The following is a 24777-nucleotide window of genomic DNA, read 5'->3' as shown; positions in this document are numbered from 1 at the left end:
ATCATGAGAAAGCCTTAACAGTTACAATTTGGAGACGCTGGAATACACCGACGTTAACGCGCACGTAGTGGCCCGCTGCAAAGCAGGTGACCGCAAGGCGCAGTATGAGCTCTACAAGCTCTACAGCAAATCTATGTTCAACGTGAGCATGCGTATCACCAATGATTACACTGAGGCAGAAGATGTCTTGCAGGAATCGTTCTTGAACGCGTTCAGAGAGCTGCACACCTTTAAAGGCGACTCTACCTTTGGGAGCTGGCTCAAGCGCATCGTTATCAACAAGTCCATCACCAAAGTGCGCAGCAGGCGTCTGCAGGTGGTGCAGATAGAAGACCATCAGGACTTCGCTGAGGAAACATCTGAGGGTGACTTTGAAGACATGGAGTACAAGGTAGAGAGCATCAAGCGCGCCATTCAGCAGCTGCCAGACGGCTACCGCGTGGTACTCACCCTGTACCTGCTGGAAGGCTATGACCACGGTGAGATTGCCGAGGTCCTGGGCATTAGTGAGGCTACTTCCAAATCACAGTACAGCCGGGCCCGCAAAAAGCTGCTGTCCCTAATGGAAGAGCAGGCCCTTTCAAGATAGAAGAGAGAAAAGCAACCAAGCGTAACCTGAAGAGCGAAACCGCCATGAAAGATAAACTGAAAGATTTTGTACACGCCCACCGGGAAGAGTTTGATTCTTTTTCGCCCCGCCCTGACCTGTGGCAGGATATCTCTGCCGAACTGCCGGCTGAGCCGGAGCCTGAGCAGAAGGAAGAGCAGGTGAAAGAAGCCAGGATTCTCCCTCTGAACTGGAATGTGGCCTGGCGGTACGCCGCCGCCGTAGCGGTACTGGTGATGGTGGCCATCTCAGGCCGCTATTACGGTTCTGGCACCTGGCAGCGTGACCCGCTCCTTGCCGCCGCCCAACCGGTGTCCTTAGATAAGATTGCCCCAGAGGTAAAGCAGATTGAAACCCGCTTTGTGGGTGTGATTGAGCAGAAAGAGGCACAGCTGAAAGAGTATGACCTGAAAGCCCTGGGCATGGAGAAGGAATGGGAGCGGGAGGCCACGGCTCTGGATTCGGCGTACGCCGAACTCAAAAAAGAACTTTACACCACCCCTAACAAAGAAGTGGTGGTAGAGGCCATGCGCGAAAACCTGAAAATGCGAATCGCGATCCTGAACCGGCAGTTGCAGGTTCTTGAAAACATACAGACCGTAAAACAACAAGTGAGTAATGAAACCAAGACACTCTAAACTCGCCCTTTTGATAGCCGCCCTCTTCAGCTTTGCCGGGGTACAAGGGCAAACGGTATCAACGTCAGCCGCTTTTTCAAAGGACCTCTCTACCTGTGTGAATGTGCTGGTGCAAGAAAGGCTGCAGGAGGTACTGGAGCCGCAGGTAGCCCAAGCAGTAGCCCAGTCTCTGAAGAGCCTGGAAAGCCTGAAGGGTTTAGAAACGCTGTCAAGTTTACAAAACCTCTCTGGCCTGGAGAGCCTGAAGGCTTTGAAATCACTGGAGGCGTTAGAGGGGCTGGGGCAGCCAGACCCTGACCAGCCAGACCTCATCATCAAAGATGGCGAAGCGCTGCAGGTTCCGTTTGCCGCTGAGAAAACCAAGAACATTGCACGCAGCTTCAAAGTCACGGGTGCAGACAAACTCAGCATCAGCAACAGCTTTGGCAGGGTAGACGTGCAGACCTGGAACCGGAACGAGGTGACCGTGGAGGTGCGCATCATCACCCGTGCCTCCTCTGAGGGCAAAGCGCAGGAGATTCTGGACAAGATTGACGTGAACGTGACCGAAGGCGGGAATCTGATCTCCTTTGCCACCCAGTTGCAGCCCATGCAGATCAGAAGCAGCTCAGAGAAAAGCTTTGAGATCAATTATCTGGTGAAAATGCCCAAAACGAATGCGGTGGCCATCAGCAGCCGGTACGGGGTCATCCAGTTGCCAGACTTTGATGGGCCTACTGACTTGACTGTGAAATATGGCAAGCTGACCACCGGCCGCTTGAATAACCGCAGAAACAGCATCAGCGTGACCTACAGTACTGGCGAGTGTGTGCTGGAATATGTTAAAGCGGGTGATCTGGAGGTGAAATACTCCCACCTGCGCCTGAATGGCGGCGAAGCCATTAACGCCGCAACCGCCTATAGCAGAGTAAGCATTGACAAAGTAGACAATCTGGCGGTTGAAAGCCGCTATGACACCCATTTTAATGTGGGCAGCGCGGGTGAAGTAACGGGCAGGAGCAGCTACACCTCGTTCTCTATTGGCAGCATTTCTGAGGCCCTGGCCATGGATTTAAAATACTGCACCAAGTTTGAGGTAGAGAATATTAGCAACAACTTCAAGAAAGTGAACCTCACGGGCGGCTATTCATTTATCAAGCTGGGATTTTCTGACAAAAGTGCTTTCAACTTTGATATCAGCACCTCTTACTGCGGCAACCCTAAGTTCAATGAAGATAAGATAGACTTCACCTTCAAAGAAGTGAAAAACACTTCTGCCGTGTACCGCGGCAGGTACGGCAGCTCTTCCCCTAAGGGCACGGTAAACGTGACCAACAAGTACGGGAGCCTTGCCTTTCACTAAAGACAGGATTTTAGAATTGTTTTGTGTTGAAAAGGCGGGTCTGGAAGGCCCGCTTTTTTTATACCGCTGTTTTTGGCTTATTTTTGGGAAAACAGGCCAAAAACGCATTCGTTATGGATTCATCATCTGCCGCCGCCTTCCATGCCGCTAATGCCCCCAAACCGGTAGGGGCGTACCCGCACGCTCGCAAAGTAGGCAACCTGCTGTTCCTCTCTGGCGTGGGCCCGCGGGAGCCTGAAACAAACCAAGTGAAAGGGTTGGTCTTAGACGCAGAGGGCTCTATTGTGCAATATGACATGGAGGCGCAGTGCCACGCTGTGTTCAAGAACGTGCGGGCTATTCTGGAGGCATCTGGTTCAAAGTGGGAGAACCTGGTAGACGTGACCGTGTTCCTGACCAACATGAAAGCAGACTTTGAGACGTACAACCGCCTGTACGCGCAGTATTTCAGAGACTGCCAGCCTTGCCGCACCACCGTTGAGGTAAACGCCCTGCCCACGCCCATTGCCATTGAACTGAAGTGTATTGCCACTATTTAGTACAGCTGAAGTGCCATCTGCACAATAATTATCCCATCTTTGCTTTAGAAAAAGGAAAGCCGTTTTTGGCCTGTTTTTGAGAAGACAGGCCAAAAACGGAAAGTTTACAACGGCGTGCTGTTGGGCTGCCGGAAAGTAGACCGCCCAAATCCACTGCGGTTGTATTCGGGCGCAGCCGAAAATGATTCATTCCCTGCATGACAGATACTTCCCCAGAAAGGTTGTTCGCTGAACGTGAGCAACGCTTTTTCGCCGCCGAGGAGCGGCAGGCTTCTACCTACCGCTGGGTGGGCTGGCTTCGGCTGACCTTCTTTGTGGGCGCAGTGTTGGGCTGCGTGGTGTTGTTCTACTACCAACACGCCGGTGCCGGCCTCACGCTGCTGGTGAGCGGGTACTTCATCTTTGCCGCGCTCATTCACTGGCACAACAAAATTGAGTACGCCCGCAAGCACCAGCTGTACCTGGGCGTGATCAACCGGTCTGAGCAGGAGCGCCTGCGGGGCGAGTTGAGTGACTTCCCCAGCGGGGCCGAGTTTCAGGAACCCAACCACTATTACACCGCAGACCTGGACGTCTTTGGGGCTAACTCCATTTTTCAGCTCCTGAACCGGGCCGTGACCCGGCTGGGGCAGCAGCGGCTGGCCGAGTGGCTGAAGGTTCCCGCGGCTTCGCAGGAGATTCTGGCGCGGCAGGAGGCCGTGGCTGAGCTGGTGCCTGATCTGGAGTGGCGGCAGCACCTGCAGGCGCGGGCCATGCACCACCACCGTAAAACGCAACAGTTGCCACAGCCTTTCCTGCTCTGGCTTAGGGAGCCCAACTTTTTTAAAGGAAAGGCCTGGCTGGTGGTGGCTACCTTTCTGCTGCCGTTCCTGACCCTGGGGGCTGCCGTGTATTGGGCGCAGGGATCTTCCCATTACCCGTTTATTGGGCTGGTGCTCCTCCAGTTTCTGATTGCGGTAAAGTACCAGCGGCAGCGTGATGCATATTATGAAGAAAGCACCGGCATGTACGAGACGCTGCGCAGCTATACAGACCTGCTGGTGCACATTGAAGGCCGAACTTTCCAGAGTGCCAGGGCGCAGGCGTTGCAGCAGCAGCTTAAGATTGACACCAGACCGGCTTCTGAACACGTACGCCAACTGGCTTCCATCATCCAATACCTGTCGGCTAGGTTGAACACGTACCTGAACTTTATTCTGAACCACGTGCTCATGTGGGATTTTATCTGGATGTACAGGCTGGAGCGCTGGAAGAAAACCATGTCTGGGAACATTGGGCAAGTGCTCAACGCGGCCGCCGAGTTTGAGGCCCTGGCCAGTCTGGCCGCCTTCCAGTATGCCAACCCAGCGTATGCCGTACCCCAGATCAGTGTTAAGCCCTTTCAGTTTGAGGCCGAAGAATTAAGCCACCCGTTGATCTTCAGCCCCAGCCGGACCGCCAACAGCCTTGCCTTTGCCGGGGCTGGCCACACAGTGCTGATCACCGGTTCCAACATGTCTGGCAAGAGTACTTTTCTGCGGGCCGTGGGTGTGAACATGGTGCTGGCTTTTACGGGTGCGGCGGTTTGTGCCAAACGCCTGTCAGTATTCCCCGCGCAGGTCTACACCAGCATGCGAACAGAAGACAACCTGGCAGAAAGCACTTCTTCGTTCTACGCTGAGCTAAAGCGCCTGAAGATTCTCCTTGACCTGACGGGCGCCGGCCAGCCGGTGTATTTCTTTCTGGATGAAATTCTGAAAGGCACCAACTCGCATGACCGGCACCAGGGAGCCATGGCGTTGATCAGACAGTTGAACCGCCGGCAGGCCGCTGGTTTTGTCTCTACCCATGACCTGGAGTTGGGCAATATGGAGCAGGAGTTGGTGGGGGCAGTAGAAAATTACAGCTTCAACAGCTACTTTGAGAACGGCCAGCTGCGGTTTGACTATACCTTGCGCCCCGGCATCTGCCAAAGCTTCAATGCCAGCCAGTTAATGCGTCAAATGGGAATTGAGTTGTAGCGTTTATGACCTGTTTTTCCCAAAACAGGGGTAAAACAGATACCCTGTGCTGCTGAGAGGGGGAATAAATCTAAGAAATCACCCCTGATTTTGAATCCCTGGCTTTTTTGCTTCGTACTTCTAATAACTTTTGTAAAATGCGTGTAGTAACAGATATTCCACATCCTGAAATCAAGATCACTCTTTTTGCCTGGAACGGGAAATACCTGCTCAAACTGGAGCTGGGTCCCTTTGAACAGACCTACAAGGTGAGTGAGATGGACGTAGACGGGGGCGACGGGGAGATCAAAAGATGGATTGATGAGGCGTTTCTGCAAAGCTGTATTGAGCTGTTTCTGGCCATGCGCACCAACTGGAACGAGACCAGACGGCGGAATGAATACTAGCCTTATTCCGTATAAATACTATATTTTGGAACTTTAATGGGGAAAAGCCTGTGGGAAACTTGTTTATAAGTGTTTATTGATCTACTTTCAGTTCAAGACAGACTACCGACAAATGAGTACTTTTTTGATTACCACCTCCTAGCTCAAACCCCTCACTCATGAAGATAGGACAAAGCAAACATAGTAAGATCTCCTATCGGGCGGATATGCAGACGGTCATCATCCGGTGGCAGCAGCCTGTTACGTTCACAGAGTTCAAGATCAACTGTCTGTCTATGCTGCAAGTGGCCACTGAAAATGCCGCCACCTGCTGGCTGTTTGATTATAGGTCAAAAGGAGAGCTCACCCAAAAGGAAAGTGAGTGGCTGAGCCAGGAATTCTATCCCAAAGCCCTTCAACTGATTGCCCCCCAACTGCTGGTCGCCTTTTTACTTACCCCCCGGCAAATGCAGCGTTTGCAGGAAAACAAAGACCTTTCATCTGCCTTAGACGCGTGCCCTGAGGTGCGGTACCAGGCCTTTTTGACCGAGCAGGATGCCGTGAAATGGATGGAAGACACCGTGGTAGAGTTGGTGACCAAAGTGCACCGTCAGGCATAATAGTTACCTCCCATCACATTTTTCCCGCCCTTTTCAGCCAAAGCCGCGCACTAATGCTGCCGTTGGTGCATAATGTAGGTGGTACTGTAATAGGCAAGATTTGGCTTTGAGTGAAATGTACCCTATCGCATGCAGGCAGGCAAACTGCTACTGTGTCTGTCGCTGACTTTGACAGAGGCGAGTCATTCTTCAAACAAAGTTTTCTTCCCTTCTAGCAGGAGAGCAACGGTATGATTTGGGCCAGCTTTACTTATATTTCTCTGCAACCCCTGATGCTATATTGGAGAAAGTAGCCAATCCTTATATCCTACTTAAGGGCATATCCCTACTTGTCTAGACAAAGACATACCCCAATGCATGCTGTTCTTGTAGGTGTTCTAAATTGATCATCTTCTTCTGGGCGCTTTCTTTAAAGCTTGTTTACTTTTTGCTTTTGCAGGAGAAAGCATGGGGCAACCAGTAGAGAAGATCCTTTTGATGCCCGTTTGTAGCCCAATAGACATGTTATATGCTCTTGATATAAGGGGGATACTTGTTTGTTACTGTGGACATCAGTCAATAACACCATACGTGCTTTGGGGTGATAATTAATAGTTTTCAAAACAAAGACTATTTGCCCTTCTGGTCGCTTTTATATGAAGGTATTGGGTGCAGTTTAATTCCTGGGTTAGCTATTCCGCTTTCATGGTAAGCTGTTTTTATGGCAGAAGATCAATAGTTACTCTTCTCCTGACCTAGAGGTATATTGGGCATTGATAGTTGGGTTGCAATGAAAAAATGCAAAATAGATATTATATGTGATTTTGATGGACTACATATTGTGTTCGTAAACACTTTAATTATATCTTGTGTGTTCGAACACATTTTTGCACTTAAACTTTGCAAATCTTAATGTTAGTTTCTATGTTTATCTCAGAAACATGAAATTAGCCTGAGTTTCTAAGGTTTGTAAACCGAAACAGTTGTTTAAAGTGGGTTGATCTAAGGCCTTTGAAAGAAAAAAGGCTTTTGTTCCCAGGCATTTAACAGGAAAGTACTTATCAGGAGGCTGGCCTTTAAATGTATGATTGAAGTCAAGAGGCATCAATTTTAAGAGCTGGCTATGGGCACAAAGGCTAATTAGACATAGAATAAGATATTACACTAATCAGGATCTTCCTATGGAGGTAAAACCAACGCTGGTTGTATTGGCGGCTGGCATGGCAAGTCGGTACGGTAGTCTAAAGCAGATAGATGGCTTTGGGCCTAATGGTGAGACTATAATAGACTATTCAATTTATGATGCTGTCAGGGCTGGCTTCGGGAAGGTGATTTTCATTATCAGAAAGTCTATTGAAGAGGAATTCAGGGCGGTTATGCTGAACAAGTTCAGCGATAAGATTGCCGTGGAATATGTGCTGCAGGAGTTAGCGGTGCTGCCAGACGGTTTAACAGTGCCTGAGAACCGCGTGAAACCCTGGGGAACGGCCCATGCGGTGTGGGTAGCCAGGGAGAAATTGCAGGAGCCTTTTGCGGTCATTAATGGAGACGACTTTTACGGGGCTAAATCCTTTCAAATCATAGCTGATTTTCTGCGGAGCGGGCAGCCCTGCGGCCTGGTGGGTTACCAGCTGGCCAATACATTATCTGAGCACGGGGCGGTATCACGGGGTATTTGTGAGGTAGACGCAGACGGAACTCTGCGCAGCATTACCGAGCAAACCCACATTGAGCGGAAAGAACAGCATATTGTGGCTATTAGGGCAGATGGGGAGGAAATCCCTTTGGCCCCGGACCAAATCGTGTCTATGAATCTGATGGGGTTCTCGCCGTCTTTGCTGCCGTATTTTGAGCAGTATCTGAAAGAGTTTATCAACGAGCAGGGCCATCAGCCGAAGGCGGAGTTTTACCTGCCCTCGGTGGTAGACCGCTTGGTGAAAGCCGGAGTGGTGAAGGTGAACGTGTTGCCTACCCCTGAAAAATGGTTCGGGGTGACCTACCCGGCAGACAAGCCTGTGGCCACCAAATCGCTGGGGCAATTGGTGGCCCAGGGGGTGTACCCCAAAAACCTATGGAACAGAAGCTTAGAAACAGTAGAATAACATGGTAGAGAAAGCAGAGGCAGGCAGTGAGCTGAAACAAATTCTTGCACAGTTTCAATTAGAAGGGGCAGTGGCAGCCGTCACCGCGCATGGGTCGGGGCATATCCATGACACGTACCATGTGCAAAATACAGCGGCGGCGTCTCCAGACTACTTGTTGCAGCGCGTGAACCACCACGTGTTCAAAAACGTGCCTGCCCTCATGGAGAATATCCAATTGGTGACCACGCATCTAAGGCACAAGCTGGGAGCCGTGGCGGGGGCAGAACCCAGCAAAGAAGTACTCACCTTGGTGCCTACCAACGCAGGCCCATGGTTTTACCAGGACCAGGAAGGCAATTACTGGCGCATGTACCTCTTTCTGGAGAATACCACCAGCTATGATATAGTGACCTCCTCCCGGCAAGCGTATGAGGGCGGAAGAGCGTTTGGCAAGTTCCAGGCGCTCTTGGCTGACCTGCCAGTGGAGCGGTTGCATGACACTATCCCAAACTTCCATCATGTAGTCAGCCGGTTCAACCTGTTCAAGCGTGCGGTAGAGGCAGATCCGGTGGGACGGGTGAAAGAGGTAACCCCTGAAATTGCCTTTGTGCAAGACCGCATAGAGGCCATGAGCACCATCTACCGCCTGGGGCAGCAAGGGGTTTTGCCGCTTAGGGTCACGCACAATGATACCAAATTCAACAATGTGCTCCTTAACCCGGAAGGCAAGGCCCAGTGCGTCATTGACCTGGACACCGTCATGCCAGGATATGTGGCCTATGACTTTGGTGATGCCATTAGAACCACCGTCAACACGGCTCCGGAAGATGAAGCAGATGTCAGCAAGATTCATGTGGATTTGGCCCTGTTTGAAGGGTTTGCCCGCGGGTTTCTGGAAGAGACCGGTGCCGCCTTGTCTGAACAGGAGGTTGCGTCTTTAGTGCCGGGCGCACTTTTGCTCCCCTATATTATGGGGCTGCGGTTCCTAACCGATTATATAGACGGGGATCACTACTACAAAATCCATTTTGCGGGGCATAACCTGCAGCGTGCCCGGGCGCAGTTCCAACTGGTACACCAGCTGGAAGCGTGCCAGCCCCAGTTAGAAGATATTATTGAGAAAGTAGTGCAAGAAGTACAGGCTATTCCTATCACTGCTAACTGATATTCCTGTGAAGCAATTGGAAGTCCCATTTTTGCCGCTGCTGGACCGGCAATCATCTCTCCAAGAGGTATCAGAGTTGCTGGACAACCTGGAGAAACACGCCATTGACGCAGCGCCGTGGCCTGCTTTTGGCTACAAACCAAGGGTGGCGTTTTCGGTGGCCCACAGCAGTGATTGTTTTCTGGTGAAATTCTATGTGCAGGAGAACGCCATCAGGGCGGTGTTCAGAAAAACCAATGACCCGGTGTACAAAGACAGCTGCGTAGAGCTTTTTATCGCCTTTAACGGCGAAGAAGCCTATTATAACCTTGAATTCAACAGCCTGGGGACTTGCCTGATGGGGTTCGGCAACGGCAAGAATGACCGGCAGGTCTTTTCAGAAAGCATTATCAGGGAAATTAAGCGGTCTGCGCAATTAAACGTGCGCGAAAGCAAGCGCGGCGCAACGGTGGTACACTGGGAACTGACGCTGCTGATACCAGTAGACGTGTTTTGCTGCCATGATTTCGCCACGCTGGACGGCCAGAACTGCAAAGTCAATTTCTTTAAATGCGGTGATGACTTGCCCAATCCCCATTACCTGACCTGGAGCACCGTCACTGCCGAGGAACCTAACTTTCACCTACCGGAATATTTCGGGGAGATGCAGTTCCAGTGAGAGAGCATTAATTGTCCATCGGCAGCGCCGAAGAAATAGAAAAACAACCCGTTTTTGGCCTGTTTTCTGGAAAACAGGCCGAAAACGGAAAAAAAGTTTAGGCGGCATTTCAGCTGACCAATGAAACCTGCATCAGCTATTGCTGACCTGACACAACCTTACACCAAATACAAACAAACGCTATGTCACTTGTCACCACTTCGCCAGAAACATCGGCCCCGCCGCTGGCCTCGCAAACGGGCAGTGCCCGGCCCATCATCATCATTGGGGCGCTGTTCTTCATCTTCGGGTTTGTCACCTGGCTGAACTCGGTTCTGATTCCCTACCTGCAGATTGCCTGTGAGTTAAGCAATACAGAGGCCTATCTGGTAACCTTCGCCTTTTATATCTCTTATCTGGTGATGGCAATCCCGTCTGCTTGGATTCTGAAAGTTGTGGGTTTTAAAAGAGGCATGTCAGCGGGATTAATTGTGATGGCAGTGGGGGCGGTAGTGTTTATCCCGGCCGCTATGACCCGCACGTACGGCCTGTTTTTATTGGGGCTGTTTATCCAGGGCACCGGCCTGGCGCTGCTACAGACGGCAGCCAACCCATATATTACCATTCTGGGGCCGCGTGAGAGTGCTGCCAAACGCATTAGCGTGATGGGTATTTGTAACAAGGTGGCCGGTATGATTGCACCAATTGCTTTGGGCGCGGTAGCTCTGAAAGACGCAGATGCGTTGGTGAAACAACTAGCCCAGATGGATTTAGTGCAAAAAACTGCCCAGTTAGATGCTTTGGCCCATCGTGTGATTGTACCTTACTGCCTCATGGTAGGCGTGTTGCTGGTCTTGGCATTGGTGGTGTATTTTTCCTCGTTGCCAGAAGTAGACACTGACCAGGAAGATGAGGCCGTGGCCGCCGCCAATTCAGGCAAGAAAAGCATTCTGCAGTTTCCGCATTTGTTGTTGGGTACGGCGGCTATGTTCCTGTACGTGGGCGTTGAAGTGATTGCCGGTGATACCATTATCAGTTACGGAGCCTCGCAGGGCATTGCCTTTGCCACGGCCAAGTTTTTCACCTCGTTTACCCTAGGGGCCATGATTGTAGGTTATCTGGTGGGCATTGTGACCATTCCCAGGTTTATCTCCCAAGAAAATGCCCTGAAGCTGTCTGCGGTGCTGGGTATTGTGTTTGGGTTAGGCGCTATTTTCACCGACGGTTTCGTGTCGGTTCTGTGCGTGTCGCTCATGGGGCTGGCCAATGCGCTGGTGTTCCCGGCTATTTGGCCGCTGGCCATTGCGGGGCTGGGCCGTTTCACCAAGATTGGTTCCTCTTTCCTGATTATGGCGTTGGCGGGCGGGGCCGTACTACCGTTGCTCTACGGCTATCTGGCTGACCATTTTGACCCACAGCAGGCGTATTGGCTCGTTATTCCCTGCTATTTGTTTATCCTGTATTTCGCCACGGCCGGTCATAAAGTGAAGTCCCGGTAACAGACGTTGATTGGCGCACTCCGTGCGATGTTTGATTGTATTCCTTAGCCCTTTACCCTTACACAATTTCATATGAGCAGTAACCGTAGAGACTTTTTGAAAATGGCCAGCCTGACCGGTCTTGGACTGGCTACTACCGGCCTGGTGAGCAGTTGCGCTACTTCAGCCCCTGCTTCTAATTTAGGTCAAATCCAGAAAGAGGCCGGCAAAACCCATCGGCAGGTATTTAACATGAGTGGCTATGCGGCACCCAAGATAGACAAAGTGCGCATTGGGTACATTGGTCTGGGCATGCGGGGCATTGGTTCCGTGAAACGGGTAGGGCATATTGAAGGGGCAGAGATTACTGCGTTGTGTGACATCAGGCCAGAACGGATAGATCTCTCCCGCAAAGAAATGGCCGCCGGTAGACCGGCCCCGGCCACGTACTCCGGCACCGAAGACGCCTGGAAAAAGCTTTGCGAACGGGAAGATGTGGATTTGGTGTACATCGCCACGCCGTGGCACCTGCATACCCCCATGGCTGTGTACGCCATGGAGCATGGCAAGCACGTGGCCGTAGAGGTGCCCGCCGCCAAGACCATTGACGAGTGCTGGCAACTGGTAGAGACATCTGAGCGCACCAAGAAGCATTGTATGATGCTGGAGAACTGCTGCTATGACTTCTTTGAGATGCTCACGCTCAACATGGCCCGCCAAGGGTATTTCGGGGAGATTGTGCACGGCGAGGGTGCGTATATTCATGAGCTGATTGACCTCAACTTTGGCAAAACCAGCGAGACCGACCAGGCTTATTATGACATGTGGCGGCTCAAGGAGAACGGACGCAACGGTAGCCTTTACCCCACGCACGGCCTGGGTCCCATCTGCCAGATCATGGACATTAACCGCGGTGACCAGATGGACTATCTGGTGTCTATGTCTTCCAATGATTTCACCATGGGCGCTAAAGCCAAGGAACTGGCTGCCAAAGACAGTTTCTACAAAGACTTCGCGCAAATGAACTTCAGGGGCAACATGAACACCACCACCATCAGGACCCGGAGAGGCAGGACTATTGTGGTGCAGCATGACGTGTCCTCTATCCGGCCTTATTCCAGGATCCATTTGGTGAGCGGCACCAAAGGTATTGCCCAGAAATGGCCCATGCCTGCCAAAATCGCCAATGGTCATAAGTGGCTCTCGCCCGAGGATTTCACGAAAGTGCAGAACCAGTACACCCCGCCGCTCACCCAGAAACTGGGCGAAATGGCCAAGAAGATTGGTGGCCACGGCGGCATGGACTTCCTGATGGAATGGCGCTTGATTGACTGCCTGCGCAACGGGCTTCCGCTGGACCAGGACGTGTATGACGCCGCCTTGTGGAGCGCCATCGCGCCGTTGAGTGAATGGTCGGTGGCCAACCGCTCCAACTCCATTGACGTGCCTGATTTTACCGGCGGTACCTGGCAAAAGAACAAGCCGGTTGATCTGACTTTGGCCGGGGGCGGAACCACGAACGTGCGGGCGTAACCGCCAGAACTGTTTTCCGGTTGAACCCACTTTTCCGTTTTCGGGCTGTTTTTAGAAAAACAGCCCGAAAACGGGAAGATTCCCATCTCCCTTGCATCTCAAATCCTCCTCTACCATGATAAGAATTATTCCTGCCTTTCTTTTCCTGTTCCTGCTCAGCCAGGCGCAGGTTTTTGCCCAGGACAGCCTGCGGTACGCCATCATTCCCAAGCCGCAGAAGTTGACGCCCCAAAAAGGCGAATTCGTCCTGGACGGAAAAACCACCCTCATTTTGCCTGCAGACAGCCCCGGTTTCAAGCTGGCCGCCGACTATCTGGCGGGATTGGTGAAAAACGCCGCCGGTTACCAGTTGCCGTACGCCAAGCCGGACAGCAAACCCCAGAAAAACTCCATCTCGTTTCTGGTAGACACCTCCATTAAAAATGCCGAAGGGTATAAGCTGGAGGTGACGCCCAAGCAGGTGCTGGTGAAAGCCAGAACGGCCCAAGGAGCCTTTTTTGCGCTGCAGTCGCTTCGGCAGTTGATGCCCGCCGAGATTGAAGGCAAAACCCAGATGCGGACCTTTAAGGTACCGGCGGTGGCCATTGAAGACGCGCCCCGTTTTGCTTACCGCGGCCTCATGCTGGACGTGGGCCGGTATTATTTCCCGGTTGATTTCCTGCGGAAGTACATTGACCTGATGGCGTTCTACAAAATCAACACCTTTCACCTGCACCTCACCGAAGATGCGGGTTGGCGCATGGAAATCAAGAAATACCCCAAACTGCAGGAAATTGCCGCCTGGCGGGACAGCACCGTGGTGGGCCACGTGAAAGACAAACCCCGTAAATATGACGGCAAGCGCCACGGCGGCTATTACACCCAGCAAGAGCTGAAAGATCTGGTGAAATACGCCCAGAACCGCTTTATCACCATTATTCCGGAGATAGACATGCCGGGCCATTCCCTGGCCGCGTTGGCTGCATACCCAGAGTTGGGCTGCATAAAAGACACCACGTACCAAGTGCTCACCGCCTGGGGCATTCAGAAAGACATTTTTTGCCCGCATGAGACCACGTTCAGATTCTTGGAAGATGTGCTCACTGAGGTGATGGACGTGTTCCCGAGCAAATACATTCACATCGGCGGAGACGAAGCCCCTAAAGACCGCTGGAAAAAGTCTGCTGAAGCCCAGGCCGTGATTAAGCGCGAAGGCCTCAAAGACGAACACGAGCTGCAAAGCTATTTCATTCAGCGCATTGAGAAGTTTGTGAACTCAAAAGGCCGGGCCATCATTGGTTGGGACGAGATTCTGGAAGGCGGTTTGGCCCCCAACGCCACGGTCATGAGTTGGCGGGGCGAAAAAGGCGGGATTGCCGCGGCCAAGCAGAAGCATGACGTGATCATGTCGCCCAACACGTTCCTGTACCTGGATTATTACCAAACCCCTGACGCCCGCAAAGTAGAGCCGGTGGCCATTGGCGGATACTTGCCGCTGGAGAAGGTGTACTCGTACAACCCCGTGCCGGCCAGCCTCACCCCAGAGGAAGCCAAGCATATCCTGGGTCCGCAGGCCAACGTCTGGTCAGAGTACATTGGCACCCCAGACCACGCCGAGCACATGACCTTCCCCCGGGCTTCGGCCTTTGCCGAAGTAGCCTGGACTGCCCCCGAGAAAAAGAATTTCAGCGACTTTAAAGCCAGGTTATTCAAGCACGTGCAGCACCTGGATAAGCTAGGTGTAAAGTATGCCCCGTATTTTAAAACTGAGAAAGCGTTAGGGCAGGTCAAATAGGATAAGTTGTAAACTAGTTTGTTGTAGAGTAAAGCCGCCTTGGTTAAACCAGGGCGGCTTTCTTTGTGGGCATAGGTACGTATTCCTGCAGAAGCCAGCACCACTTTTTAGTTGACGGAATAGGTTTGAAATGTAATAATGGCACTTGGGGAAGGCGACCAGAGAAGATGTTCTTATTTTTTTTATTCGCCCACGGCGGAAGTTACTAAAGCATCGGCCGCAGGCCGAAAGCAGGGGAGACGCTGACATTTAGTTTTGTGGGAAAGCTGCCAAAACGCTTGCAACGCATACAATCAAACTTGTGTTTTCGGCCTGTTTTCCAGAAAACAAGCCATAAACAGGAACCCGATTTGCTATCTCCATCCACGCAGTCTGTCCCCCTTTGAAGGGGGTAAGGGGATGATACTCATGCAGAAGTACGCATTCTCGAGAATCATTTTTTCAAAGACATTTGGCAGAAGCTGGCGGTTCTTCAACGGCCTTGGTCATCCCCCTACCCCCTTCAAAGGGGGACGGAATGCGTGTTAAACCAAAATTCCGTTTCCGGGCTGTTTTCACGAAAACAGCCCGGAAACGGAATTTAAAAACCCAAGATGAAATGGCTTTCAAATAATCCGTAGTCGGTTTGCTAACTTTTCTACTGAAAGCGGAATACAAAAATTACTTCTTCAGCTGGATCTCTGAAACCAACGGCAGGTGGTCAGAGGCGTAGGTTTCGGTGATGGTGCGGTAGCTTTTGATGTTGAATTTGTTCAACGGGTGCACCATGATGTAATCTATGGTGCGGGTGGGGTTAATGGCCGGGAACGTGAAGGGGCACGCGCTCTGGCAACCGGAGCTTAACTGCTGGAACAGAATACCCATGGTGGTAGAGGTGGGCACCGCGTTTAGGTCTCCGGCAATGATTAGAGGCAACGTAAATTCCTTGACCACCTTCACCAGCTCATTCGCTTGCAGGATCCGGTTATCCTCGGGGCCCAGATGGTCTAAGTGCGTAGACGCGAAATGGAATTTATGTCCCTCTTTCTCCACTGTGATCAAGGCCACCGAACGAGTTTCTCCGCCCAGCTGGGAAGTTACCGGCAATTCATAGCGGCGTTTTTCAAGAATGGGCAGGCGGGACAGCACGGCATCACCAAATTGGCCGCCCTGGTAATCAATGGCCTTGGTGTAGTAATAGTGCATGCCAGTTAACCGGGCCAGTTCTTTCGCCTGGTCCACTGTTGATCCTGACCTTCTGGTGTTCACATCTACTTCCTGTAAAGCCACCAGATCAGGTTTTTGGAGGTTGATCACGTTGGCGGCTGCCTCCAGTTCCCGGTAATCGGCGGGTTTAGAGGGCGGGTTGCCAATATGGATGTTATAGGACATCACTTTGACCACAGGGCCCTGGGGGGCAGGGGCCGGAATCTCCTCTTCCTCCGGGTCGGCACTGGTTCCGCCGCAGGCGGCCAGAATGCATAAAGGCAGGAATAACTTAAATAGTGGCTTCATAGGGGTATGTTTGGTTTGTTGTTTAGTTAGATGACCGGAAAGGGAACCTCCAGTAGTAATTTTTCTAAAATCTTAAACTGCCGGAAGCTGGCATCCATTTTTGGTCTGTTTGTCTGAAAACAGGCCAAAAACGGATGCCAAGTCTGGAGTTGGGGTGTTGCTTGAAACCCCCGGCCGCTTCCGGTGAATTTCCGCCGGGCGGAAGTTTTGATTCTAACGTTTTGCGTGGTAGTTATCTCCTTTTAGAAGCCCCGTCCGCTGTGAATTGAGTGGAAACTATTCCCAGCGGGCGGAGCGTCTTAATCTTTGTACACTTGAAACTGGGCAATAACAGGCAAATGCGCGCTGGTAGACGTGGTGCCCACCGTGTACCCCATCACTCGGAACCGATTTGGTTGCTTGTACAGGATAAAGTCTGAATAGTTCACCGGGTTTGTGACCGGCGTGTTGGCGGGGCAAGTGCTGCACGGGAAAATGAACTGGGCGTCTGCTAAGGAAACGTACACCGGCCCAGACGGCGGCCTCTCGTTGAAATTGCCAACTAAGATGAGCGGCTGGGTAGTGTAGGTGTTCATAACGTTCAACAGTTCCGGGAGCTGGGCCGCCCTGCGGGTGGCGTTGGAGTTTAGGTGCGTACCGGCAAAAACCACCTCGGTGCCGTCTGCCAACGCCACGGTAATGATGCCCAGCGGGCCTTTCTCGGTGTTGATGTCACCGGTGGGCAAGATGTGGTAGATCTGTTCTTTGATAGGCAACCTGGAGAAGATAGTGGCCCCATAAGAACCGCCGTCATAACTGGCAATAGACGGAATGTACAGGTAATGCGGCATACTGATCAGTTCTGCCAGCGCAGCGGCCTGGTCTATTTTGCCGTTGCGGTTGGTGTTGATATCCATCTCCCTTACCAGCAAAATGTCTGGGTTATGGGGGTTGATGATATCTGCCACCAAGGCCATGTTGTGCGCCCCAGACCCTTTCCCGAACGACATGACTTTGAGCGGCGTGCCTTCGCGCTGGCCTTCCACCACAAAATAGGTGGTTTTGAGGCTCTCATTCACCGGTATGTTCCCGTTCACCTGATCAATGGTCACCGGTAGCAGGTACTGCTTGAAGGGCTCTAACGCGCCTTTGGTTTTTACCTTTATCCGTAGCGCGGAAGAACTGACCCCGCCCGCAGAAATGCTTGCCCTGGGGTTGGGTAATTCATAACTCCCGGCGGGCATGGGGGCATAAGACGTGCCGTTGGCATTGTTAAAGGCGTCTACCAAAGCGGGGTCTACCCTAAATGTGACCTCTATAGGACTTTCAAGCGAGTTCGGCCCGCCGTAGGCAGCCCCAATCACAATGCTCTGCAGGGTGTCTGCCATCACAAACGTGCGCCGGGCCGGGGTGTCTATGGCCTGGGGCATATATACTTTGGCGTAGTCACTGGGGTTGGGGATGTCTGTATCATATTTGCATGCCACCAGACAGCAGCTTACAAATAAGGCTATGGCATAGAGATAGTTTATTCTTTTCATGGGTTTCATGCTTAATAGCCTGGGTTCTGGACCAAATTCATGTTCTTGTTAATTTCCGGCTGCGGAATAGGGAAGAAGTAATAGCTCTTCCGGAAGACGCGGTTTTCAAAGACCACCCGCTTGTAGAACTCGGGCGGGTTGGCGCTGATGTTCATGCCGTAGAAAGGACCAGCGTCGGTCTGTTCGGCAATTTTCCAGCGGCGGGTATCAAAGTAGCGCATGTGCTCAAAGGCCAGTTCTATTCTGCGCTCATGGCGGATCAGCTCCCGTACGGCGTCTGGGGAAGGAGTGGGGAGCGGAGAAGGCCCTTCTCCAAACTGGGGAATGCCCGCCCGTTCACGTATGTCGTTCAGGTACTGCAGAATGTCTGGGTTGGAAGGATCGGTTTCATGCAGGGCTTCTATATAGTTGAGTAGAATTTCCGCGTAGCGGAACATCACCCACGGGCGGGCGGTGTTCACCCCCGTTCTGGGGTTGGCAGCGGGGGAGACATTCTTACGGTTGATGTAACCTGTGCGGGAGTGGTCCCAGGAGCCGGCCGGGCCGGATTCACCGGTGTTGTAGGTCTGGATGACTTTCACTCCTTCACTGGTGTTGATCCATTGAACGCCGTTGAAATTCACGTTGGCATAGAAGCGCGGCTCCCGGTTCACGTACATGTTGTAGGTGTTGGCGAGCGTGTACTTGGTGGCAGCGGCGGTAAAACCGGTCTCTGAATAACCAGAGGGGGCATTGATGATGGGCGAACCGTTGGAAGTATACCCAAGAACCGGTCTCAACCCATTGGCCATGTGGTATGCATCTACCATTTGCTGGGTAGGACCAGTACTCGCGAACCCACTGGCCAACCTGGGGCTGGAGGCACGTTCCCACCCGGCAATGTTGTTCGCCACCCGGGCAAAAATTACTTCAGGGTTCCAAGCATCCAGGAAAACACCTCTGTAAGAAAGCAGTGGGTCAAAATTGCCCTGTGCGTCATTCTTTTTGTACAGCGACAAAATGTTCAGGTCAATAATGTCTTTGGCCGCTTTGGCTGCTCTTTCCCATTTTGCAGGGTTATACTGCTGGCTGATCAACTGCTTACCGTCTTTGTTCGTGAAACCGGCGTACTCCTGGTTGCCATTTACCAACGGGCTGGCGGCATACAGCAAGACACGGCTTTTAAGCGCCATACAGGCCACTTTGGTAGCACGCCCAAACTCACCCACGCCATACTGCTGGCTGTTTGATTCTTGGGTGGTCCAGTGCAGCGGAAGGTCCTGGCCTGCCAGGTCCAGTTCAGAGACAATGTAGTCTACGCACTCATCATAAGAATTGCGGGGCAGGTGGAGTTTTGCGTCATTGGGTTCCAGGTCCCCGGGTATAAGTTCATCCCCCAGAATGGTGACGGGCCCCCAGGTGCGCAACAGGCTGAAGTACAGGAACGCCCGCACAAACCGGGCCTCGGCGGTTCTCCGGGTGATCAGTTCTGGGGTAAACTGGGGGTTGTTGCCAATGTTGTTGATGAACGTGGTAGCAGACCTGATGCCTTTATAATAGTCACCGTAGTAGTTGTCATAGTACCCAGAGGCGGCACTCCAGTTCCCAATGTTCATCAGGAAGGTGAGGTAGCCTGGGCGGTCATAGGTCACGTCCCCTTCGTCTGAAAGACCAATCCAGGGGGCGTTGTTGGTGACCATGCTTTCATCCTTGATGTAGTTGTACACATTGGCCAGGTATTGTTCAGAGGTCTCGCGGCGCAGGAACACCTGCTCAATGGTTAAGCGGTCATCTGGCACCTGGTCCAGAAAATCATCCTGGCAAGAACTGGAGAACAGCAGGATAGTGAGACCAAGAATATATTTTAGACTTTTCATAATAAACGTGGTAAGTCTGGTTAGAAGTTGAGGTTAAAGCCAAGGCTGTACGTGGCCACGTTGGGGTACATGGCCCCACCGGGGAAGGCGGCGTCACTACCGTCTCCTAATTCCACATCCCATAACTTAAAGGGGCTGAAGGTGAGTAGGTTCACCCCGGAGAAGAAGATATCTGCATTGGCCATTTTGGCTTTGCTGACAAAGCTCTTAGGCAGTTTGTAAGACAATTGGGCGGTTTTGAGGCGCATGTACCGGCCGTTGGCAATCCACCAGGTGCTTCTGGCGTAGTTGTCATTGATGGTACCGGCTCCCAAGCGAGGATAAAAGGCATTGGGATTCGGGTTTTCCACGGTCCATCTGTCTTCAATGTTGTTGAACAGGTTGCCCCGGCTCAAGCCCTGCTGGAAAGGAACCAGACCTTCGCCGTTGAGCCAGATATCCATGTTGCCCACCCCCTGGAAGAGCGTTGAAAGCGTGAACGCCTTATAGCCAAGGGTAAACCCGAACCCGTAGATGATTTCGGGCACTTGTCCGTAGCCGATGGGTGCCTGGTCATAGGCGTCAATGCGGCCATCTGCGTTCAGGTCCTTGAATTTGATGTCGCCGGGGCGAACGTCACCCGCTTGCAGGGCGCTGTTAGCAATTTCGTCTTCGCTTTGGAAAAGCCCCAGGGCAATGTAGCCAAACCGCTGGCCCACTTTCAGGCCTTTGCGGTCAAGCCAAGGGTAGATGGGCTCGGGTTGGTCGTCTTCCACCACTTTGTTGCGGTTGAAAGTGATATTGCCCAGTACCTGGAAGTTGAAATGCTTGCCAAGCTTACCTGAGTAATTGGCAGAGGCGTCTATCCCTTTGTTGTCAATCTTGCCCACGTTGCCGTAGGGGTTGTTGCGCATGCCCACATAGGCCGGGAGTGAAGCCCTGCGCAGGAAAATTCCTTCCCTACGCTCCTGAAAGATATCTACCTGCAGGTTGAGCCCGCTGTTGATGGTCCAGATGTCCAGGCCCAGGTTTGATTTGGTGGCGGTTTCCCAGGTTACGTCTACGGCGTACTCGCCAATGTCATAACCGCCAAGGCTGGAAGGAGTCTTCCCGAACGAATAACCGGTGGTGGAAGACACGGTTCCTAAATAGGCAAACCGGCGACCGCCAATATTGCTGTTCCCTACTATGCCATGCGAGAAGCGCAGTTTTACCATCTGGGCTACGCCTTTCAACGGAGTAAAGAAAGGTTCTTCAGAGATTAACCAGCCTACGGCTGCCGAAGGGAAGAAACCGTACCGTTTGCTGGGCAGGAAGTTCTCTGAGCCGTTGTACCCAAAGTTCACCTCGGCAAAGTATTTCTCTTTGAACGCATACGTGGTGCGGCCCGCCAACCCCCGGAACCGGAAAGGCAGGGAGGATTCAAAGTCAGAGGCCTGGGTATTGATTTCATCGCTTTGGTTGAAGAGAATCATGCCCCCAAAGTTGTGGTTGCCGAAAGCCCGCTGGTAGTTAAGTGAGCCCTCACTGTAAATGGTGCGGGAACCGTTGTTGTTGCGGCTGTAGGCCAGGTATTCTGTACCAATGCGGGTCTGCTGGAAAATCAGATTCCCATCCGCATCGCGGCCATTGGCCAGCCAGGTGTCAGGGGTTTTGGTTCTTCTCAAGCTTACGTAGTTGTAGGCGTCAAAAGAAAACATACCGGTAGCTGACAAACCCTCAGTGATGAAATCCAGGGTCTGGGTTACCCGCAGGTTAGAGAACAGTTGGTTGCGCCATTGGTTGGCATAGCCGGTTTGGGTCAGCAACGCGTACGGGTTCTGCACGCTGGAGGCCGCCACATCGGCCATTTTTCCGTCTGGGTACTGTACCGGGTTGAGCACCGGCGTCATGAAAAAGGCTTTCTCAAAGATGTCGCTGGCGTTGGTGCCTGGATAATTTACATTGGCCAGGTATCCTTGTACCCCAAGTTTCACGGTGGTGGTGACAGACGGCTTTAAAGTGATGTTTGAGGTGAGGTTATATCTTCTGTAGGAGACCTGGGAGTCATATTCAGCCAGCTGGTCTGTTTTGTATAGCCCTTTTTCATCATAGAAGCTGGTGGCCACGTAGTAATTGACCTTGTCACTTCCGCCGTTAATGTTCATGTTCACCCTTCTGGTGCTTCCCCATTTGTTGAAGAGCTCTTTGTACCAGTCTACATTGGGGTAGAGGTAGGGGTCTGTCTGGTTTCTGGTAGCCTGTATGGTTTCTTCAGTATAACGGGGTTGGCCGCCCCGGTTGGTAAGCGCCTCATTGGCCATCTGCATGTACGTGACTCCGTTAGCAAAAGCAGGGACTTTAGTAAAAGTGGTAATACCCTCATTATACCTAATGTTGAATTTCGGTTTGCCCATAGTGCCGCTTTTGGTAGTGATAAGGATCACGCCGTTGGCACCTCTTACCCCGTACACCGCCGTGGCAGAGGCATCTTTGAGCACCGAGAAGGTTTCTATGTCTTCCGGGTCTACGTCTGAAAACGGGCGGGGAACCCCGTCTACCAGCACCAGCGGTTTGCTCAAGCTGTTGCTGAACGTAGAAATACCCCGTATGTAAATATCGGCGTCATCTCCGCCTGGTTCACCGCTGCGTTGCACAGAGACCACCCCAGCCAGACGGCCACCCAGAGAAGTACTTAAATTCCGGACCGGGAGCTGAAGTTCTGTAGGCTTGATAGTAGACTGCGCGCCTACCGTACTGATTTTTTTCTGGGTGCCAAACCCCACAACCACTACCTCATCTACCTGCGAAGAATTGGATCTCAAGATTACATTTACCACGTCTTTTCCCCTCACCGTGGCTTCTTGCGAGAGATACCCTATGTAGCTAAAAACCAGCGTGGCATTGTCTGGGGCGCTCAGAATGTATTTCCCGTTGACATCTGTGCTGGTGCCAATGGTAGTGCCTTTAATTAATACCGTAACCCCCACTAAGGCAGTCCCGGTTGAGTCTTTTACAGAGCCGGTAATATCGCGGTTGGTGGTTTGCTGCACCATGGCTGCATATTCTTCAGCAGCAGGTGGCGGTGGGGTGGCAGCCTCAAGTAGATCTTTGCTAGTACCGGAGACATCCGTCGCTAAAGACCTATCCCTGGCAAGGCTGGTGTCAGGTGCCGCAGAAAGCAGTGCTGCTAGCATGACGGCAGACGGGTAAGGTAACAGTTTTCGCATTGAGAGAAGTTTAAAGGTTATTTCTGGGTAGATGTTGCTGTATAGGTATTCCGGCTTCTGAAAAGGAACCTGCGTTCTGCCGGGGCAGAGTGGGAAAACAAATCCTCAGGAACACAGTACCAGTTGCCTCTCTCTTTCCTTGTGCCCTCAAGATGCCGTTATGAACCCATGTTTATGGCATTATTGCATTTTTAAGCCATGGGTTTTGTCTTGCTCAACCAAATATGAATAAAAAAAACAATTATGCAAACAAATTCATAAAATAAATGTGTTCGTAAACGCATGAAAAATTTATAAGTGTTGACGTGCACACAAATTTCTGTTTAATTCTTGCCTTGGGAGATTGTATATATGTAAGTACCTTTGGGATTCAGGAAGAATTTGAAATATAAAGGTAAGGGATCAGGACGGAGAGATGGATTAAGGATTTGTTAAGCTTTTTTGAAAACAAATAGCTAGATCAGGTTTACCTTTAAAGTATACCTTTTAACTTTAGAAAGATATTTCCTATTTGTGGTACGCTAGCCGAAAGTTCCTCCGCCCCGGCAATAGTGCAGAATGCTAAAGAAGTGAAGTGCCTCTTCTTCTCAGGGGTTCCACTTAATAGATATTTAAGAATATATAAATGGTCAGGATTAAAGATATAGCCGAAAAGGCCGGGGTCTCAACGGGTACGGTAGACCGGGTACTGCATGAGCGTGGCCGCGTGGCCGAAGACGTACGGCAAAAGGTTTTAGAAATTGCCAAGGAGCTTAATTATCAGCCCAATCTGCTGGCCAGAACCTTAGTGAACAACAGAACCTATGATATTGCGGCACTCATTCCAGATCCTGCGCAAGATGATTATTGGCAGGCTCCGCAAACCGGCATAGAGAAAGCAGCTGCAGAATTAACCCAGTACGGGGTAAGGGTGACCCAGTTTATCTTTGACCCGCTTAACGCCAACTCTTTTAAGGAACAAGCCGCAGAAGTAAGAGCCCGGCAGCCTATCGCTATTTTGGTAGCTCCCATCTTTTACCGGGAGTCCTTGGCGTATTTTAAGCAATGGAAAGAAGCAGGTATCCCCTTCGCCCTGTTCAATACCCATATCCCAGACTATGAACCCCTGATCTATATTGGGCAGGACTCTTACCAAAGCGGATATCTGGCGGCTAAACTGCTGCAGTATGGTCATCCAGAGGGCGGGACATTCTTAGTGGTACATATAGATGTTGACTTGGCCAACTCCTCACACTTGATTAACAAAGAGCAAGGGTTCTATGATTATTTCCACCAGCATTCTGCGGGCAAGATGTTTAAAATAGTGCAGGCAGATCTGGGGAACTCCACCTCAGAGGCGTTTCAGGACCAGCTAGACAAGCTGCTGCTGCAGAACCCAGAGGTAAAAGGCATATTCGTGACCAACTCCAAGGCACATACCGTGGCCCAGTACCTGCAAACTAAAGGCATCTCCCAGATTAGGCTGATTGGCTATGACCTCATGGAGAAAAACCTGGAGTTTCTGAACAAAGGGACCATAGATTTCCTGATCAACCAGAACCCCAAAGGGCAGGGGTATTGGGGCATTTACGGCCTGGCAGACCAGCTGGTGTTCAAGAAAAAGACCAACCCCATCAAGTACCTCCCCTTAGACATCATCACCAAAGAAAACCTGCATTATTACATAGAGGCAGATCTGTAGAACGTTCCCGCTTTTGTTGCAGCGTCTCACCTATCGGCTGTTTCTGGGCTGTTTTGGCCAAAACAGCCCAGAAACAGCCAACTACATTTAACGCCCCAGACTGCAGTTCTGAGGACTTTAGCGTTTTAGGCCTGATTTTGCTAAAACAGGCCTAAAACGGGTTGTAAGATTATTTCATAACCATGAAGCTGTTTAGAGTTTTTGATTTTGGTTGAATTTTCGGATAAACAAGGCTGTAAAGGCTAGCAGATGCAGGGCAAGCCAGTGCTGCGCCCTG

18 protein-coding genes are annotated in these 24777 nt (G+C 51.6%); 14 read left to right on the top strand and 4 right to left on the bottom strand.

Features of this window, described 5'->3' with window-relative positions:
- The first annotated feature begins 28 nt into the window (after window positions 1–28).
- The 13 genes from FHS90_RS20180 (at window position 29) to FHS90_RS20120 (ending at window position 14761) form a co-directional block, all read left to right on the top strand.
- Window positions 29–589: an RNA polymerase sigma factor gene (locus tag FHS90_RS20180; protein ID WP_066834719.1), complete on the top strand. Its 561-nt coding sequence runs from the start codon at window positions 29–31 to the stop codon at window positions 587–589.
- 44 nt (window positions 590–633) lie between these two features.
- The gene (locus tag FHS90_RS20175; RefSeq protein WP_182514364.1) at window positions 634–1245 is read left to right on the top strand and encodes a hypothetical protein; all 612 of its coding nucleotides are present in this window, start codon (window positions 634–636) and stop codon (window positions 1243–1245) included.
- Window positions 1226–2587 carry a hypothetical protein gene (locus FHS90_RS20170; RefSeq protein ID WP_182514363.1) on the top strand — a complete coding sequence of 454 codons (1362 nt, stop codon included), beginning with the start codon at window positions 1226–1228 and terminating at the stop codon, window positions 2585–2587. Before FHS90_RS20175 ends, FHS90_RS20170 begins: the two co-directional genes overlap by 20 nt.
- 113 nt (window positions 2588–2700) lie before the next feature.
- Entirely contained in the window at window positions 2701–3126 is a 426-nt protein-coding gene (locus tag FHS90_RS20165) for a RidA family protein (protein ID WP_066834759.1), read from the top strand.
- Between the two features lie 197 nt (window positions 3127–3323).
- A complete protein-coding gene (locus FHS90_RS20160) occupies window positions 3324–5126 on the top strand; it encodes a MutS-related protein (RefSeq protein ID WP_066834713.1) in 1803 nt (600 codons plus the stop codon).
- Window positions 5127–5263: 137 nt separating this feature from the next.
- Complete coding sequence (locus tag FHS90_RS20155) at window positions 5264–5512, top strand: hypothetical protein (RefSeq protein ID WP_066834710.1); 249 nt, start codon at window positions 5264–5266, stop codon at window positions 5510–5512.
- 158 nt (window positions 5513–5670) lie between these two features.
- Complete coding sequence (locus FHS90_RS20150) at window positions 5671–6111, top strand: hypothetical protein (RefSeq protein WP_153042703.1); 441 nt, start codon at window positions 5671–5673, stop codon at window positions 6109–6111.
- Between the two features lie 1160 nt (window positions 6112–7271).
- A complete protein-coding gene (locus FHS90_RS20145; RefSeq protein WP_182514362.1) occupies window positions 7272–8192 on the top strand; it encodes a nucleotidyltransferase family protein in 921 nt (306 codons plus the stop codon).
- Window position 8193: 1 nt separating this feature from the next.
- Window positions 8194–9339 carry a phosphotransferase enzyme family protein gene (locus tag FHS90_RS20140; protein ID WP_182514361.1) on the top strand — a complete coding sequence of 382 codons (1146 nt, stop codon included), beginning with the start codon at window positions 8194–8196 and terminating at the stop codon, window positions 9337–9339.
- A 16-nt stretch (window positions 9340–9355) separates the two neighbouring features.
- Window positions 9356–9997 (top strand): carbohydrate-binding family 9-like protein, encoded by a 642-nt coding sequence (locus FHS90_RS20135; RefSeq protein WP_182514360.1) that lies wholly within the window; start codon window positions 9356–9358, stop codon window positions 9995–9997.
- Window positions 9998–10179: 182 nt separating this feature from the next.
- Entirely contained in the window at window positions 10180–11475 is a 1296-nt protein-coding gene (locus FHS90_RS20130; protein ID WP_182514359.1) for a sugar MFS transporter, read from the top strand.
- Between the two features lie 72 nt (window positions 11476–11547).
- Window positions 11548–12987: a Gfo/Idh/MocA family protein gene (locus tag FHS90_RS20125; RefSeq protein WP_182514358.1), complete on the top strand. Its 1440-nt coding sequence runs from the start codon at window positions 11548–11550 to the stop codon at window positions 12985–12987.
- 115 nt (window positions 12988–13102) lie between these two features.
- A complete protein-coding gene (locus tag FHS90_RS20120; protein WP_182514357.1) occupies window positions 13103–14761 on the top strand; it encodes a beta-N-acetylhexosaminidase in 1659 nt (552 codons plus the stop codon).
- Window positions 14762–15421: 660 nt separating this feature from the next.
- On the opposite strand, the gene FHS90_RS20115 is transcribed toward FHS90_RS20120, so the two are convergent.
- From FHS90_RS20115 to FHS90_RS20100, 4 genes are all read right to left on the bottom strand, one after another.
- Complete coding sequence (locus tag FHS90_RS20115; protein WP_246387247.1) at window positions 15422–16255, bottom strand: endonuclease/exonuclease/phosphatase family protein; 834 nt, start codon at window positions 16253–16255, stop codon at window positions 15422–15424.
- 299 nt (window positions 16256–16554) lie between these two features.
- Complete coding sequence (locus tag FHS90_RS20110) at window positions 16555–17775, bottom strand: BT_3987 domain-containing protein (RefSeq protein WP_182514356.1); 1221 nt, start codon at window positions 17773–17775, stop codon at window positions 16555–16557.
- Window positions 17776–17786: 11 nt separating this feature from the next.
- Entirely contained in the window at window positions 17787–19631 is a 1845-nt protein-coding gene (locus FHS90_RS20105) for a RagB/SusD family nutrient uptake outer membrane protein (protein ID WP_182514355.1), read from the bottom strand.
- 20 nt (window positions 19632–19651) lie between these two features.
- Complete coding sequence (locus FHS90_RS20100; RefSeq protein WP_220483114.1) at window positions 19652–22819, bottom strand: SusC/RagA family TonB-linked outer membrane protein; 3168 nt, start codon at window positions 22817–22819, stop codon at window positions 19652–19654.
- 625 nt (window positions 22820–23444) lie between these two features.
- On the opposite strand from FHS90_RS20100, the gene FHS90_RS20095 reads away from it, so the two are divergent.
- Window positions 23445–24500, top strand: a complete 1056-nt coding sequence (locus FHS90_RS20095; protein WP_066834674.1) for a LacI family DNA-binding transcriptional regulator — start codon at window positions 23445–23447, stop codon at window positions 24498–24500.
- Window positions 24501–24777: the final 277 nt, after the last annotated feature.

Origin of the sequence: Rufibacter ruber (assembly GCF_014138425.1) — a bacterium.
Classification (GTDB): domain Bacteria; phylum Bacteroidota; class Bacteroidia; order Cytophagales; family Hymenobacteraceae; genus Nibribacter; species Nibribacter ruber_C.
This window is presented reverse-complemented; position numbering and strand designations above follow the sequence as displayed.